The organism is Emticicia aquatilis, from assembly GCF_014644295.1.
GTDB lineage: Bacteria > Bacteroidota > Bacteroidia > Cytophagales > Spirosomataceae > Emticicia > Emticicia aquatilis.
Genome location: NZ_BMKK01000012.1, coordinates 54,865 through 71,251, shown reverse-complemented (window position 1 = coordinate 71,251; position 16,387 = coordinate 54,865). Strand labels below are relative to the sequence as shown.

12 protein-coding genes are annotated in these 16,387 nt (G+C 36.4%); 3 read left to right on the top strand and 9 right to left on the bottom strand.

Annotation, left to right across the window (positions count from 1 at the left end):
• Positions 1–88 precede the first annotated feature (88 nt).
• A complete protein-coding gene (locus tag IEX65_RS22870; RefSeq protein ID WP_188769728.1) occupies positions 89–940 on the bottom strand; it encodes a DUF481 domain-containing protein in 852 nt (283 codons plus the stop codon).
• A 154-nt stretch (positions 941–1,094) separates the two neighbouring features.
• On the opposite strand from IEX65_RS22870, the gene IEX65_RS22865 reads away from it, so the two are divergent.
• Positions 1,095–1,523 (top strand): hypothetical protein, encoded by a 429-nt coding sequence (locus tag IEX65_RS22865; RefSeq protein WP_188769726.1) that lies wholly within the window; start codon positions 1,095–1,097, stop codon positions 1,521–1,523.
• A gap of 1 nt (position 1,524) precedes the next feature.
• Here the strand turns inward: IEX65_RS22865 and IEX65_RS22860 are convergent, their stop codons facing one another.
• The 7 genes from IEX65_RS22860 to IEX65_RS22830 all read right to left on the bottom strand — a co-directional run bounded on the left by IEX65_RS22860 (position 1,525) and on the right by IEX65_RS22830 (position 12,031).
• The gene (locus tag IEX65_RS22860; protein ID WP_188769724.1) at positions 1,525–3,846 is read right to left on the bottom strand and encodes a beta-galactosidase; all 2,322 of its coding nucleotides are present in this window, start codon (positions 3,844–3,846) and stop codon (positions 1,525–1,527) included.
• Between the two features lie 70 nt (positions 3,847–3,916).
• Positions 3,917–5,536 carry a hypothetical protein gene (locus tag IEX65_RS22855; protein ID WP_188769721.1) on the bottom strand — a complete coding sequence of 540 codons (1,620 nt, stop codon included), beginning with the start codon at positions 5,534–5,536 and terminating at the stop codon, positions 3,917–3,919.
• Between the two features lie 321 nt (positions 5,537–5,857).
• Positions 5,858–8,860, bottom strand: coding sequence for an RICIN domain-containing protein (locus IEX65_RS22850; RefSeq protein ID WP_188769719.1), 3,003 nt, complete (start codon positions 8,858–8,860; stop codon positions 5,858–5,860).
• A 159-nt stretch (positions 8,861–9,019) separates the two neighbouring features.
• Entirely contained in the window at positions 9,020–9,586 is a 567-nt protein-coding gene (locus IEX65_RS22845) for a Crp/Fnr family transcriptional regulator (RefSeq protein ID WP_188769717.1), read from the bottom strand.
• An 82-nt stretch (positions 9,587–9,668) separates the two neighbouring features.
• Positions 9,669–10,406 (bottom strand): glycosyltransferase family 2 protein, encoded by a 738-nt coding sequence (locus tag IEX65_RS22840; protein WP_188769715.1) that lies wholly within the window; start codon positions 10,404–10,406, stop codon positions 9,669–9,671.
• Positions 10,407–10,582: 176 nt separating this feature from the next.
• The gene (locus IEX65_RS22835) at positions 10,583–11,644 is read right to left on the bottom strand and encodes an NAD-dependent epimerase/dehydratase family protein (RefSeq protein ID WP_188769713.1); all 1,062 of its coding nucleotides are present in this window, start codon (positions 11,642–11,644) and stop codon (positions 10,583–10,585) included.
• A gap of 138 nt (positions 11,645–11,782) precedes the next feature.
• Positions 11,783–12,031 (bottom strand): hypothetical protein, encoded by a 249-nt coding sequence (locus tag IEX65_RS22830; RefSeq protein WP_188769711.1) that lies wholly within the window; start codon positions 12,029–12,031, stop codon positions 11,783–11,785.
• Between the two features lie 298 nt (positions 12,032–12,329).
• Here IEX65_RS22830 and lhgD point away from each other — a divergent pair, with 298 nt between their 5' ends.
• Both lhgD and IEX65_RS22820 read left to right on the top strand, forming a co-directional pair.
• A complete protein-coding gene (gene lhgD, locus IEX65_RS22825) occupies positions 12,330–13,526 on the top strand; it encodes an L-2-hydroxyglutarate dehydrogenase (protein WP_188769929.1) in 1,197 nt (398 codons plus the stop codon).
• A gap of 199 nt (positions 13,527–13,725) precedes the next feature.
• Positions 13,726–15,066, top strand: coding sequence for a flavin monoamine oxidase family protein (locus IEX65_RS22820; protein WP_188769709.1), 1,341 nt, complete (start codon positions 13,726–13,728; stop codon positions 15,064–15,066).
• 46 nt (positions 15,067–15,112) lie between these two features.
• Here IEX65_RS22820 and IEX65_RS28195 read toward each other — a convergent pair whose 3' ends face one another.
• Positions 15,113–16,375, bottom strand: coding sequence for a penicillin acylase family protein (locus tag IEX65_RS28195; RefSeq protein WP_308424970.1), 1,263 nt, complete (start codon positions 16,373–16,375; stop codon positions 15,113–15,115).
• Between the last annotated feature and the right edge of the window lie 12 nt (positions 16,376–16,387).

The window sequence follows — 16,387 nt, the reverse complement described above, 5'->3', positions numbered from 1 at the left end:
ATCAATTATTGGTCTATTTATAAATTATAGGTATCTTACTTAAATGATAAAAAAGGGCTAATTTCATAATAAAATTAGCCCTTTTACTTTATTTCTTACCTTCGTAAGCTATCCCGAATGTCCAACGGAAATCGTTATTTTGTCGGCCTGGAACAACAATACTTTCATAAGAATTTTCGACCGTGCTACGGAAACTAATGTGTTTCGATAATTGGTATTTTAGAATTAAATTACCATTCCATCGGAAGTTCTTCTCGGTAATACTCGGTTGAATAAACAATGTATGAGATATGCTGGCTTTGCTATCTTTGAAGGTATATTCACCAAAAAGGCGAGTTGAGTTTCGCCAAAGATTACGGTCGGGAAATTTTTCGTTAATTACGAAATCGGTTTTCTCGTAGAGCAATACATTCGTTACCGAGATATAAGCATGGGTCTTTTGAACCAATTTTAGTCCAACCCCAGCTGCTCCAATAAAACGGTCATTTATTTTTCGTAAATTACTTTTTTCGTAGGATGTAAAAGCCAAATAATAAAACTTTCGCTCGTGCAAAATACTCGTTCGGAGGTCAACAAAAAGCTCTTTTTCGGCTAAAACTTTATTTTGCTGCCCGTAAATATATGACGGACTACTCGAAAATTTAATAATTTTGCTATTATTGAAATCTAAAGCTGATGAAAACTGAATCAAGGCTCGGTTGACGTTACCAGAAGTATAAGTGCCATCAGTGGCAATTCGGTAGCGAAATTTGGCTGGAGTATCATCTTTTTCCTCTTCTTCTTCCCCTTCTTCATCGCCCTCTTCTTCTTCCTCCGAGGTCGAATCAGCTGGCATATTTGTATCAGGCTTTATGGGTTGAAGTGTATCAGAAGGTGCGTCTTGAGCGTTAGTATTGAAAAACAGCAGTAGTAGAAAAATAGTTAGTAAAGGTAGTTTCATGTTTTTTTGTTTAAAGTTTATGCTCACATTTCGCCGTTCGTACTATTCAATCGAGGGCTTTAGCAAGCTTTATGTTATATTTGGTTATAATTAAGTTTTGTAAAAAATTTCACTGTTTCAAAAAAGAGAATTACACAACAAAAGATATTCAATTATGAATTTTGCAAAGTATTTGTCAGTAATTGCTGTGAGTATGTTGAAGTTTGCGGGTGGGCCACTAACTGGTTTGGCCATCAAATTATCTTGGATTGAGACAGCTATCTGCTCGGTTGTGGGAATGATGCTTACGGTTTCATTGATAGTTTTTTCTGGTGATTTTATCAGAAAAATATTTCGTAAAGATAAGCCAAAAAAGTTTACAAAAATGACTCGCTTTGGCGTAAAAATTAGGCGTAAGTTTGGACTAATAGGCATTGCTTTTCTTACACCAATTTTATTTACACCACCCGTTGGAGCCGCTTTAAGCATAGCATTTCGCTACGATAAAAAGGAAATTCTAATACAAATGCTCATCAGTGCAGTTGCTTGGGCAATTGCTCAGACTTTGTTCTTCTATTTTGTAAAAGACCTGATTTTTAAGTAAATTAATCTATTTTCGTGATTCTGATGGTTTTGATTACAACCGAATCTCTACTTACTTCTAAAATATAATTACCCGACGGGATATTGAAATGTCCCAAGTCGATATAGGCGGTTTTCTCTACAATATTAATATATTCTTTTTTGATGTTTTGTTTCTTGCCGTTTACGGTATAATACGCAAAAGTAAGTTTTTCGGCATCTTCGGTTTCTGGAATTTTTACATTACAGATTTTTCCAAATGGATTCGGATAATTTACCCACTCGTTAATTATATTGTTGCTCGCATTATTGAGTGATGCTTTTACCGAAAACGTGACTGTTTTTGAAGTCACTACCGAGTCTCGCTTATATGCTTTCGCACTTAAAGTATAATTTCCAACCGGAAATTTTGCTCCACGCCCTTCTCCGAAAACATTGTATGGAAGTTTATCTGAGCTTCCTTTAAATCGGTAAGGGCCGGTAATGTCAAATACAAAATTGACAGAATCTAAATTACATCGAGCGATTATATTTAGCTTTTCTGGGAGAGCGTCCAGATATAAAATTCTATTATTTGTAATATACCCATAAGGCTCAATCGGAACATCAAAGTAGTCGCCTTTTATTAATTCTAAATCAACTATGGGCTGAATAATGTCTAAATAAATATAAGATTCAATGCTACCTCCGTTGTTGTCATATACTCTTACTTTTATTGAGTATTTGCCCAAATGAGGGGCCTTACCTTGAAAATTTACCTCAAATCGGTTGAAACCAATCCATGTTGGCGATTCTAATATTTCGATAAATGAAATGAATCCATCATTATCGAAAAATAGGTTTTCGGGCAATCGGAACTGAAAGTTTTGGTTTACTACGATTTCTTTGGTATAGTCTTTTAGCGTAACAATAGGAAGCTGATTAGGTATTGTTGTAACTGGTGGTGGTGGCGGTGTTACTATTGGTGGTGTATTATCAACAATATCAGGTAATGGATTTTCGATTTTCTTATTGTCGTTCAGAATATCTTCATCGAGTTTGATTTTTATTTTATAAGCACCATTGGTTGATTTACTTTTCCAATCATTGAATACAAATTCACGATTATCTATCAACTGCGAAACACGGTATGTAACCGAATCTTTAAACGAAATTGCGGGGCTTGGATTATAAAGTGTGCGTACAGCTTCCTTTACAGCGGGTAGAATCTTCTCAAAATCGGTTCCATTGTCATATTCAACCAATAAAAGCATTAACTCACAGCCGTACTCAACATTTTTTTTGACGTAATTAACCAAGTCATCAGAAGTAGCTAAGTCGAAAAATGCAGCTTCTGCATAAAATTTTTGATTCGGAGATAGATTATTATACCCTAAGTCTCGCTGAAAACCATCATTCACAATTTTGAAGAAGTCAGCTTTTCTACTTAAATCTTTGAAAGCAAATGTACCCCTTTGTAGAGTTAGATTATCAGCAATTCCTCCGTATTCGGCCGCTACCTTATAGGTAGGCTCAACTTCCTTGATGGTTGCTATGATTTGTTCGTAGTAATCTCTAATCATTAAATGCCGAAACAAATACCAATCTTTTCCTCGTTGGCCTCTAAAAGAGTCTTGAACGTTCCACCAGTTTATATAAGGCTCAACTTCTGAGAAACTTTTGTAGGCGGTACCCCAATAGCTATTGAGCGTACGAATTGTCGTATATTTTTCTTTAGCCCAATCTCTAAATTTTATCATAGACCATTTTGAGTGGTCAAAAATAGCTATATACTCCTTTTCTGGCCATTGTTGATTTTGATAAGTAAAACCTAATTCGTGTTGAGGGGTATTGACAACTGATATGTAAACCATTTTGCCATTTTTTTGCAGATTTTTATACCGTTCAGCAACCTCCCTTACAAAATCTTTGGCTCTTTCGATTGATGGTTGATGAGCAAAACTAAAATGGTTATTGTCATAGTAATTAGTAAGAGGTTTACCTCTAAAGTCAGTTACTGCATCTTCAGTTGTCCAGAAACCCTTTATTGAGGCAATGTGCCGTCCGAGGTGGATTCTAATCGCAACTTTTACTCCTAAATTATTGATAGCATGGTTTATCTGATTATCGAGTTGAGCCCAATTCGGCTTTGAGTTGGGTTGAGGATATACTCTTTCCCACCAAACTGTAAGCATAACCGAATTGCAACCGTTGGCTACCATTTTATTCATTACTGGTATGCCGTGATTTATATCATCGCTCAAGTTTCCTATGCCATGACAGACGTATTTCTGAGCGATTATTGGTGTTTGAGTTACTGATAATAGCACCAAACACAAAAAAGACAGTAATGAAGAGCGTCGCATAAGTTTTTGGGTCGATTAATTTGATTGTCTTTTCAATAATCAAAAAGTTTTTGGCAAATATGTGCCTAAATTACTGGTTATAGCCTACTTTTTGGGTAGTAATACTGCTATTTGATTGATATAACAGCGTGTTCAACGAAATGTTAGATACAATCCCAATCTTATATGTATCAGCTGGAATTTCGGCGTACATAGCAGGTGCAGATATTTCATTAATAAACATGCCTTTTCCTCGAAGGGCATTTCCAATCGAATTACGAATATGAAATACAGGTAAAAAGTAAAATTGATGTTTATCGTTTTCTAAAGCCAGATAATATCCATTACTGCTATTTATTTGGCTACAATCAAGGTTTTTAATTCTAATTAGATTGCCATCTTTTAGATTTTCTACTGATACTTCAATCTGTTTTTCTGCAAATTTTGCCGTTTTTATATCAAAAATAGGTTTTTCGCATAAATAGGTTTTGTTTTTTTCATAGAAACCCAAAGTCTCATCAAAGTATAAACGATAATAACCGCCATTAAGTGCAGAACCATTGCTTTTCCAATTAACGCTTAAAAGGTGTCTTTTTTGATAACCATTCAGAATATTTGGATAAGTGACATAAAAAGTATGAACGAAATAAAGGACACTACTTAAGCTTGCTGCTATTACGAGAATTTTGGTTTTTTGTTTAGAGTAAATAATTAGAAGTAAATAAACACATATCAACAAAAATTGTGGATAAAGTCTGTATCTATCAGGAAAAGTCGAGGTCTCGATTGCTCTAAAAAGCGAAATTCCTAACAGTGAACCCAAAGAAAAAAGCCCTAATAACAAGACGTTTAACTCAAAAATATTTTGTTTACGTCTAATTAAATAATTAAGAGATGCCAGTGAAATGAATATAATTATTATTCCTCCAAAAATTTTAATAATACCATTGAGCGAGTCGGTTTTGAACGAACCTCCTACCAGTACACAAAAACTTGAAATGGCAGTAAGAATTGGGTTTGGAGTTTTGTAATATTTGTTAGAAAGCAAACCAAACTTTATAAAGAGTAATGCAGCAATGATTATTGCCAACTCTTTCCAACGTTTTTGATATGCCAACCCTAAACCCGCCACCAAAAACGCCAACAATCCATTGCCATTACAAACCATCGTACATGCTAATAGGAATAAGCCTCCGTAGAATTTTGCAGTACTTGTTTTTTCGGAGAAGAGCAAATAAATCGACCAAATGAAAAGCCCACATATTGCGTTGTATTGAAAAGCACAAATGGCCCACAATCCACTCTCAAATGTTGAGGCCGAGAGTAAAATATATGGCAGTGGCAATAAGACCCAATACGAAAGTTTTTGTTGTTTAACTAAACGAAAAAATACAATAAAACTTGATAAAAATATGCCATTGCCTATTAGCATTAGAGCTTTGAAATTGATACTTTTAAAAAGCCAAATATTTAGCCCAAAAAATATCTTAGAGATAATAATGGGGTGTTCGTTTGAGGGCGAAATAAAAGTTTGAAACTTGGCTTTTGTATCATTACTTACTCCCATGTCATAAATATTTCGCAGAACTCCAAAGTCATCTTCAAATGGAACATTGAGTGCAAAGTGCTGGAAAATTATAAAGAAAATAAGGAGAGGAAGAAAAAAAAGTATGTAAAAAACTGTTTTTTCCAGTACAGATTTATTTTGCATGGGAATGTTTTATTGAGAACTAAACTATACTTCAACAACCGAATCAATTTCTGAAATGGAGTTTTAGATTATTTTTAACTCAGAGGTTGTGTGGTATGGCTCATTATGTTAATTTCTTTCCAAATAATTTTCTTTTTAGCTTTGTCAACACCTTTGAAGCGGTACCAGTAAATGCGGTTGTAATTCATTGTTTTATATGTTTTTTTGCAAAGTTCAACAATCATTGCCCAAAAAAAAAGCAAGAATAAAATATTTATTCTTGCTTCTACTTAAAATTTCCAAAATAAACTGCTGTTTTGCTTTTTTAGAATTTCTATTTAGTTAGTTAACAACAAAATGGTTTGTTATAATATAATCCTGTGATACTATTGTTAATATGTAGGAACCAGGTTTATAACTATTTACATTTATTTCAAAATGGTCTTCTGTTTTATTAAACATATGATTCATTTGATTTCCATGTGAATCAGTTATGATAATCTCTTTATTTGTATCTTTCGATAAATTTTTAATATCAAATATAAGATACTCAGATACTGGATTTGGGGCTATTGTTATAATTGGATTTATTGTTTCTTGGTCTAATTTTGTTTCTATCCCTATTCTTGTACTTGAAGTACATGTAGGACATCCTCTATCTTTGGCATATTTTCTTATTTCACTAACAGTTCCTGCAATAAAACTAAAATTCTGAATGGTTGTACTATTGTTAGTACAAGATGCTCCACAAGGATAGTTATAGGTAGTAAAAGAACAATCACCACCATCACTGCAAGCTTCAGGTGTATTACCATGACAACCACCACTTGTTCTTCGAGAATAAAACGCAAAATCAGTGTATGGATTACTTCTATTTAATTCTTTGAATAGTTCTGAATAAATGCCAATACCATATTGGGTAGTTTCATCAATCAATGCCATCCAGTTTTCTGTAGGAATGTCATAATTCCCACTAACGTGAGTTGAAGTGAGACCTTGGCTCGTCCAAGGCATAGAACCATTGTAAGTATATAATTTATCAAATGGTACATTCGTATTTGCAAATACACTCAATTGTAGTCCGTTATAAATAGGGTCAGCAGTAACGACATAATATGGGATATTTCTTGTCTGTTTTAGATTAATTTCAACTGCCTGACCATTAAGTTTTATCCACGTTTCATTGTAACAACCTGTATCAATTTTTCTATATTTGGTTGGAGAATTTTGGTATTTTTCAACAAACCCCCATTCCCAAAGTTTAGCTTTTATGTATAGTTCACCTGTATTGTTATTAAAGGATATGTCAATAGGCTCACCACCCATATTATCCATATCAGAAAGATAGGTATTGGGGGTAAAATCTTGTTCAAAACTACCCTGAGGAAGTCCATTAGATTGCCTTGTCGCTCCACCTGCATCATGTAAATCAGTTAGATAAAAAATATCACTTGCCACTTTACCTGCTGGAATAGGTTTCCAAGTATTTTTGGCAATTTCATCCGGTGAAATCCTTGTTTCAAACCCTGCTTGTCTGCCTGCATCATTATTATTAATTATATTCCTTCCATCGCTTAATTTTGCCAAATAGCTAATAGCTCCCCCCATTCTTCTATCAAAACCAACTTTTATTATACCATTACTTAAATAGTATCGTTCATTGTCAGAGCTAAATTGTGTTGGAGTGCAATTTATTATTAAAATTGTAGAATTATTACTTTGAGTACAACCACTTTGAGTACAGTTAGCTGAGTAAGTCCCTGTTCCAACTGTAATTGTAGTCCCATTACTTCCATTCGACCATGAAATAGTTCCATTACAACCAGTTGCTGTGAGTGTTGCAGACTGTCCACTATTTAAACACGGAAGATTTGAAGAAATACTGGGTATTGGAGAAGTACAACCTGTCCCACCACAACTTGTGAGGATAAATCTCATTTCATCATTGTCTCCCTGACCATATAGTTTGACATTTTGTCCAGGTGTTGTACTCCATTCAGGAATAATGAACCCTTTATCACACTCTCTATTAATGATGGCGTATGTTCCACCGTCTCTTGCTTCAACTCTCCATTGCTGATTGTTGGCTCCATTCCAAAGCTCAGTTTTCAATAAATTTCCATTGTTACAATTAGATGTAGTAATCACTTCTGATGAACTTTGGGAAGTAATTTTGAAATATCCTCCGCTTGTGGCTTCGAAATTCCATTTTTGATTATTGCCAGTTCCCACACCTTGTTGTTTAACAAAATCATCATCTTGAATGGCTAAATTAGAATGTTTATTTCTAATTGTGTAGCAACCTGCTTGAAATGTTGGAGGTGTAGTAGGACATTGATTTATATCTCCATTAGGACAAGGCTGTCCGTTAGAGCATAAACAACTAACTGTTCCACCACAACTTGTGAGGAAGAATCTCATTTGAGCATCGTCTCCTTGACCATAGAGTACAACCGCTTGTCCAGCGTTAGTACTCCAATCGGGAATGAGAAAACCTTTATCACACTCTCTGTTAATCAAAGCAAAAGTTCCGCCGTCTCTTGCCTCTACTCTCCATTGTTGATTGTTAGCACCATTCCAAGGTTCAGTTTTTAATTGATTTCCGTTATTGCAGTTAGATGAAGTAATGACTTCTGATGAACTTTGGGAGGTAATTTTGAAATAACCGCCACTTGTCGCTTCAAAATTCCATTTTTGATTATTACCATTATTAACGCCTTGCTGTCTAATAATGTCATCATCTTGAATGGCTAAATTAGAGTTTTGATTTTTAATCGTGTAGCATCCTGCTTGAAATGTTGGAGGAGTAGTAGGACATTGATTTATATCTCCATTAGGGCAAGGTTGTCCGTTAGAGCATAAACAACTAACTGTTCCACCACAACTTGTGAGGAAGAACCTCATTTGAGCATCGTCTCCTTGACCATATAATACGACAGCTTGCCCAGCATTAGTACTCCAATCGGGAATGAGAAAACCTTTATCACAGTCTCTGTTAATCAAAGCAAAAGTTCCACCGTCCCTTGCTTCCACTCTCCATTGTTGATTGTTAGCACCATTCCAAGGTTCAGTTTTTAATTGATTTCCGTTATTGCAGTTAGATGAAGTAATGACTTCTGATGAACTTTGGGAAGTAATTTTGAAATAACCCCCGCTTGTGGCTTCAAAATTCCATTTTTGATTATTACCATTATTAACGCCTTGCTGTCTAATAATGTCATCATCTTGAATGGCTAAATTAGAGTTTTGATTTTTAATCGTGTAGCATCCTGCTTGAAATGTCTGTGCAAATGTTACAGAAAATAGCATGGATAAAATTACAGAGAACAGAAAAGATTTTTTCATAAACGTTCGTGTTTTAATAATTGAAAGACAAACGTAGAGAGAAAAAACAATGATTTGGGTGCTTAAAAGTATTAAATCAAGTTTAAAAATGGAGTAAGTATTTTGATTAAAATGACTAAAAAAAATCTATTTAAGCAATAGATGTAAGTACACGTATTTTTATTCATGTTTCATTAATGTTGTTCTAATTCGGCTTGTAGTAGAAGGTGCCATTCCAAGATATGATGATAAATATTTCAAGGGTGTGCGATGAACAATGTTTGGATAATTATTAAGCATAAAAAGGTATCTTTCATCTGGTGCTAAATGTCTTAGTATCATTGTTATTTTATCAAATTGCTCTATTATTTCTTTTAATAGTAGGGAATTTGATATGGGTACATCGTGATTTGTTTCTTGACATTTACTTAAACTTTCAAAGGAAATTTCCCAAGCAATAGATTCTTCCAATGTTTCGATATATTCATTTGATGGTTTTTGTGTAAAAAAACTTGCCATTGAACAAATTATATTATTTTCGCAAGCTAACCAAGATGTTATTTCCTCACCGTTAGCGTAGTAATAACAACGCATTAACCCCTTTTCGATAAAGTAAATTTTGTGGTTTACTTCATCTGGGACAAGTAAAATACGTTTTTTGGGAATACATATTTTTTTGAAATATTGACCAAATTTTCCTGAACTTAGTTGAGATATTAAGTCAAATGGTGGATTAGAAAGTTTCATGGTTTTATAGCAAAAGAAAAAATGGATTTTAAATAATAATCAAGTAAAAATAAAACATAATTTTTACAAAATCTGAGCTAAATTATGTTTTCTTCATGTAATCTCCACGAGAGAAGAATTTTTCTACAAAACAATAAACCAAAATAAAGAAATAACGGCTACCCATTTCTTTGATTTTGAGTTTCGATTCTCCGTATTTTCGGTTAGTCCAACTATTAGGAACAACACTGTAAGAATAGCCTCTAACGATAGTTTTAAGTGGAAGTTCAACAGTTAAGTTAAAGTGTGGCGAAAGAAAAGGCTTCAAGCCTTCCATTGTTTCACGCTTATAAAGTTTAAAGGCATTGGTCGTATCATTGTATTTGATACCAATCACCATTTTTATGATAAAATTAGCTACTCGATTGATGATTTTCTTGACGGCTGGATAATCAATTACTTTTCCGCCTTTTATCCAACGGCTACCAAAAACTGCATCAACGTTTTCGGCGAGCATAGTTTTGTAGTATTTTACTAAATCCTCTGGGTCGTCTGACATATCGGCCATAAAAACCGCTACGCAATCGCCAGAAAAACGCTCCAAACCATAGCGTACGGCATAGCCAAAACCATTTGGTCCTTTGTTTGTTTCAAAAACTAAGCTTGGTATTTCTTTCTGTAATTCCTGCAAAACCTCCAATGTATTGTCTTTTGAGTTATCGTTTGTTACCCAAATTTCGTGCGGAATATCGTATTTCTTTAAAGTATTATATAAACTTCTTAGGGTTTCGGAGATACTTTCTTCCTCGTTATAGGCAGGAATTACAACGCTTAATTTCATTGATTGAGGTTTTCAAAAATTAACAGATTCAAACTTTTATTGCCAAAATAATGATGGAAATAAAGTGCAAAAATACATAAAATCTCCAATAGCTTGCTTATAGTTGAAGGTTTTAAAATAAATAAGCCTTAAAACTTTAATAGTTCTAAGGCTTATCAATAAAAAATATTTTCTAACTACACACGCTTGCTGATGTTATCATACATCTGAGTAAGCGTAGTTTTTAAGTCATATTTCCACGTCCATTCTGGGTAGTGATTCTTGAACTTCGTAAGGTCAGAAATATACCAGATATGGTCGCCACTACGATTGTCTTCGGCGTAGCTGTAACTCATTTTATTTCCTGTGATTTCCTCACAAATCGCAATTCCCTCTTGCATTGAGCAGTTCGAGAAGCGTCCACCACCAGCATTATAAACTTCGCCAGCACGAGGATTTTGATAGAAATGCCAGAACATATTTACTAAATCCCAGCTATGAATATTGTCACGTACTTGTTTTCCTTTATAACCGAAAATTGTGTAGTGATTTCCTGTAATGGCACATTTCATTAAATAAGCCAAGAAACCGTGTAGTTGAGCTCCCGAGTGGTTAGGGCCAGTTAGGCATCCGCCACGGAAAACAGCAGTTTTCATACCGAAATATCTACCGTATTCTTGTACCATTACGTCAGCCGCTACTTTCGATGCACCAAAAATAGAGTGCTTCGAGTGGTCGATTGACATCAACTCGTCGATACCGTTAGTGAAATATGGGTGATTTTGGTCGATTTCCCAACGAGTTTCTAACTCTACCAATGGCAAGTAATTAGGAGTATCGCCATAAACTTTATTGGTCGAAGTAAAGATAAATACAGCTTCTGGAGAGTATTTACGGGTTGCTTCGAGCATCACGAGCGTACCGTTGGCGTTTACTGTGAAGTCAGTAAATGGCTCACGGGCAGCCCAGTCGTGGCTTGGTTGTGCAGCTGTGTGTACAACAAGTTTAATGTCAGCACCGTATTCGGCAAAGATTTTATTGATTTCTTCTTCCGAACGAATATCAGCTTTGTAGTGCTTGTAATTACTGAATTTTTCTTCTAAACCTTTACGATTCCAGTCGGTAGAAGCCTCTGCTCCGAAGAAATACGAACGAAGGTTATTGTCGATACCAATTACTAAATCAAATTTTTCGGCAAAAAAGGCAACTGATTCACTACCAATCAAACCTGCCGAACCTGTAACTAATGCTATGTTCATTTATTGAAGTTTCGTTTTTTGATGATGTTGGAGCATCGTGGGGTATAAAAAATAAAAATAGGCATATTACAGTGTATGTAGCACAGAATGCCATTATAAACTGTAAACTGCCTACTATAAGCAAATCATCTGAGGCAATTATGCACCTTCGTTAGATTTTCCTAAACCGAATAATTTCTCTTGAATCGCTTGTGTGCGTTTCTCAAGCTCAGGATTAGCCGTATATTTATTTTTTAATTGACGTGCTGCTGAGTCTGGACTTACACCATAAACCCACTCATCACCTTGACGAACGTCTTTTTGTTCAATACGATTGGTTTTTTGATAATCGCATGAAGCCAACGAAACCGCTGCTACTGCAAATAATAAAACACTAAACTTTTTCATGTCTGAATGTTGTCGTTAAATTTGCACAAATTTAAGTTTGGTAATTCAATTCGCCAAGAAAAATTGTACTTTTTAAATGAAAGGGCAATAATTATGAGTTATTAGATATGAATTATGAGATAAATGTGTTAGAAATTCCATTTAGTTAAAGTTGATTACTCAAATTTTTCTTTGAAAATATATTTTTAAATTAATTATTTACTGACCGTAATGTTGATTTTGAGATTCGAATAAGCTTTTATTCTACATTCTTAATTCAGCATCGCACGGGCGACCCAGTCTTAATTTCAAAACAATGATTTATGATGTAACAGTAATCGGTGGAGGTATCGTTGGGCTTGCCACTGCTTTGCGTATAAAAGAGCAAAACCCAAGTTTGAAATTGCTTATCATCGAAAAAGAAGATGTAGTAGCCAAACACCAAACGGGGCATAATAGCGGCGTGATTCACTCGGGGCTTTATTACAAACCAGGTAGCTTGAAAGCAACGAATTGTATCAGAGGCTATCAGATGTTGTTAGATTTCTGTGAAAAAGAGGAAATAAAATATGACCTCTGCGGAAAAGTAGTGGTAGCTACCCGCCCAGAACAAATTTCAATTCTTGATGGGCTTTTTGAGCGTGGAAAACAAAATGGCTTAGATGGTTTTAAGATGCTTTCATCAGAACAATTGAAAGAATATGAGCCGCACGTAAAAGGCTTGAAGGGCTTCTTTGTACCGCAAACGGGTATCATTGATTATACGGATGTTTGCAAGAAATACTTAGCCAAAACTCAAAAACTGGGCGGAGAAATTGCTTTTAATGAAAAAGTTGAAGGAATTTCTACAAAAAACGGAGTTTCGGTAGTGAAAACTTCAAAGAATACCTACGAAACAAAATTGGTCGTAAACTGTGCAGGTCTTTATTCTGATAAAGTTGGACAAATGACCGATGAGCGTGCCAATAATCTTAGAATCACGCCATTTAGAGGCGAATACTTTGAGATTAAACCCGAAAAACAATACCTCGTAAAAAATCTTATTTACCCAGTTCCTGACCCCAACTTCCCATTTTTGGGGGTGCATTTTACTCGCATGATTCACGGTGGCGTAGAGGCGGGGCCCAATGCAGTTTTGGCTTTCCGTAGAGAAGGGTACAAGAAATTGGATATTCATTTTGGCGAATTGTTTGAAACCCTCGCTTGGCCAGGATTCAGAAAGGTAGCGGCCAAATATTGGCAAACTGGTTTGGGCGAAATGTATCGTTCGTTCTCGAAAGCGGCATTTACGAAGGCTTTACAAGAATTGATTCCAGAAATTCAATCAGATGACCTCGTGGCGGGTGCAGCGGGCGTGAGAGCTCAAGCCTGCGACCGTGAAGGTGGATTGGTAGATGATTTTGCGATTTTCGAGAACCAACAAGCTATCAATGTTTGTAATGCACCATCGCCAGCGGCCACTTCTTCACTTTCGATTGGTCAAACGGTGAGTGAATTGGTTTTGAAGAGATTTTAGGAAATAAACTTTTATAGTTGGGACATTTTCAAATGTTCTATATGGTAAGACCAGCGACGGCATCGCTTTGAGCGATGCCGTCGCTATTTCCGTACAAATCAACAAAGAATTAAAAAAACTTTGTGAAACACTGTGTAAAACTTAGGTTTACTCTGTGACCTTTTTGTAAATTACACAAAATTCAACCTCCTCTAAAAATATGAAAATCTACGATGCCATTGTCATTGGAGCTGGCTATGCTGGCTTGACCGCTACCCGTGAACTCCTCAAAGCCGAAAAAGATGTTTTACTGCTCGAAGCTCGTGATAGGGTCGGGGGGAGAGTTTATACAAAATATTACGACGATGGCAGTTATTTGGATTTAGGAGCAGCTTGGGTTGGGCCTACGCAAGATAAAATCTATGCTTTGGCCAAGGAATTTGGCATTCAAACTTTCCCGACTTATGATGAAGGAAAAAGTACCTTGCTTTTTAATGGTAAAGTAAAACGCTACAAAGGTCTGATTCCGCCATTGCCGATTGGTTCGTTGCTGAGTTTAGATTTTGCTATTAAGCGAATGAATAAACTCTCAAAAACCATTGATTTAGAAAAACCGTGGGAGTCGCTTAATGCGGAATATTATGACTCTATGACTTTGGCCACTTGGATGGATAAGCAAATGAGTTTCAAGACTGCTAAAATTATGTTTAAACTTGCTGCCGAAGCTATTTGGGCAGCCGACCCCAACGAAGTTTCGATGCTTCATGCACTTTTCTACACAAAATCGGGGCGAGATTTAGATACCTTGATGAATGTAAAAAATGGGGCTCAAGAAGAACGCATTTTGGGCGGAGCATCGCAGCCCGCTTTGCGTTTGGCCGAAACTTTCAAAGATAAAATCAGATTAAATTCGGTAGTGAGGAGTATTTCGCAAGAAAACGATATTGTTACTATCAAAGGCGATGGTTTTGAGTTTTTGGCAAAAAAAGTTGTAGTGGCACTTCCGCCAACTTTGGCTGGACGAATCAATTATTTCCCACTTATGCCAGCTAATCGTGAACAACTTACTCAACGAATGCCAATGGGAACTGTCTGGAAAACGTATGCGATTTATGACAAACCCTTTTGGCGAGAAGCGGGTTTAAATGGCTTATCGGCTACTAATGAAGGTTATACGACTGTGACTTTTGATAATTCACCCAAAGATGGAAGCAAAGGAATAATGATGGGTTTTGTGTTGGGAAATCAAGCAAAAGCGTTTTCAAATTTATCAGAAGAAGAGCGAAAAACTTCGATTTTGGATTCATTTGCTAAGTTTTACGGCGAAAAAGCCCGAAATCCGATTACTTACATCGACCACAGTTGGGCAGCGGAAGAATTTACTCGTGGGTGTTACGCAGGCCTTATGCCTACGGGAGCGTGGACATCGCTCGGAAAAGCTCTGCGTGAGCCAGTCGGCAATATTCATTGGGCAGGAACAGAAACCTCTGATGTGTGGAATGGCTACATCGACGGAGCGATTCGCTCGGGTGAAAGAGTGGCGAAGGAAATATTGAGTTAGATAAAAAGAGCCGTAAAACATTTTTGTTTTACGGCTCTTTTTATTTTCACGGCTTCAAAACCAAAACTTTCTCCGAGACTGCAACGATTTTTGATTTTGTGAAATATACTGGAAAATAACCGCCAGTTCCCCACAAATTAAATAAATCTCCGTAATGCTCAGAGCGTGGGTCGCCTGATTGACCAGGGTTATTGATTCCCAGAGTTCTATCCCAGTTTTCGGTATCCACAATTATTTTGAACGATGCTCCGTGCGTTTGGTTGAGGTTATTACTTGAATTATTAACGGTTTCGCCATAACCACCACGAGGAATTGGCCCAAGATTGATTTTTGCTTTCAAAGTTGGGTCAGTTACCCAATCTGAAAGGGCGTGCGTAAGTTTGATGTGCTTATTGTTAGCTTGACCGTATTGCCATTGGTTTTCATCTTTGCCAAGTCTTACAGTAATATTATCAACTGCTTGCTTGAAACACGCAATCAAAATCGAATCTCGAATTAGTAACGGGTTGGCTCCCAAAAATGGCGGAGGGGTTACGAGCCAATCGGTCAGACGTTTGGTCGGAATTGTCTTCATGTACTTTTGGGCTTTTTCGGGAACTGCCAGTTTATGAACCGCCTTTTGTAATAAACTTTCCCATTCAACATAAACTGTGGCGTTGGTCGATTCTGGACTGAGTTCAAAAGTGTCCCAGTTTTTGAGTTTTGATTTGAGGATACGATACTTTTCATCAATAGGCAATCTTTTTAACATCGGAACTAACACACGAGCCGTAAGCGAAACATAGTCACTTTGTAGCAATGCAAACTCTTCTAAAGTATGTTTTTTGCCCGAACTCAACACTTCTTCAATACGATTAGCACGCACAGGATGAGCCCATCGCCAACCAATGGCATTTCGATTCGGGAAATTGTTGGGAGTGAGGTTGTTATTGGCCGTAACCACAAAGCCTTCAACTGGGTCGAATTTATTGGGCAAAAGCTCGATAGGCAAATAACCTCCCCATTCATAACGGCCATCGCCTGGCACTGGTACTAAGCCCGACCAATTTTTACGAATCGGTGAAATACCCACTGCTTGCCAGCCGATATGTCCTTTTTTATCTGCCCAAATCATGTTTTCACCTGGAATGCGGCTAAAGGTGCAAGCTTTGCGAAATTCTTCCCAACTTTTAGCTTGATTCATGCGTAAACTGGCCAAATATGGAGCACATCCTACTTCTTGCCAACCCGCCCGAACGGCATACAAATGATTGTTTTTTGCATCTTCAAAAACAACTGGCCCGTGTCGAGTATATTTTAGTTGAACTATTTTTGGGGCTTG

What these genes read in the sequence shown, in the direction of transcription:
- IEX65_RS22820 (WP_188769709.1), top strand. Translation starts at nt 13,726, where the DNA reads ATGAAAATCTACGATGCCATTGTCATTGGAGCTGGCTATGCTGGCTTG.
- IEX65_RS22845 (WP_188769717.1), bottom strand. Translation starts at nt 9,586, where the DNA reads ATGAAACTTTCTAATCCACCATTTGACTTAATATCTCAACTAAGTTCA.
- IEX65_RS22835 (WP_188769713.1), bottom strand. Translation starts at nt 11,644, where the DNA reads ATGAACATAGCATTAGTTACAGGTTCGGCAGGTTTGATTGGTAGTGAA.
- IEX65_RS22860 (WP_188769724.1), bottom strand. Translation starts at nt 3,846, where the DNA reads ATGCGACGCTCTTCATTACTGTCTTTTTTGTGTTTGGTGCTATTATCA.
- IEX65_RS22870 (WP_188769728.1), bottom strand. Translation starts at nt 940, where the DNA reads ATGAAACTACCTTTACTAACTATTTTTCTACTACTGCTGTTTTTCAAT.
- IEX65_RS22830 (WP_188769711.1), bottom strand. Translation starts at nt 12,031, where the DNA reads ATGAAAAAGTTTAGTGTTTTATTATTTGCAGTAGCAGCGGTTTCGTTG.
- IEX65_RS22840 (WP_188769715.1), bottom strand. Translation starts at nt 10,406, where the DNA reads ATGAAATTAAGCGTTGTAATTCCTGCCTATAACGAGGAAGAAAGTATC.
- IEX65_RS22865 (WP_188769726.1), top strand. Translation starts at nt 1,095, where the DNA reads ATGAATTTTGCAAAGTATTTGTCAGTAATTGCTGTGAGTATGTTGAAG.
- IEX65_RS22855 (WP_188769721.1), bottom strand. Translation starts at nt 5,536, where the DNA reads ATGCAAAATAAATCTGTACTGGAAAAAACAGTTTTTTACATACTTTTT.
- IEX65_RS22850 (WP_188769719.1), bottom strand. Translation starts at nt 8,860, where the DNA reads ATGAAAAAATCTTTTCTGTTCTCTGTAATTTTATCCATGCTATTTTCT.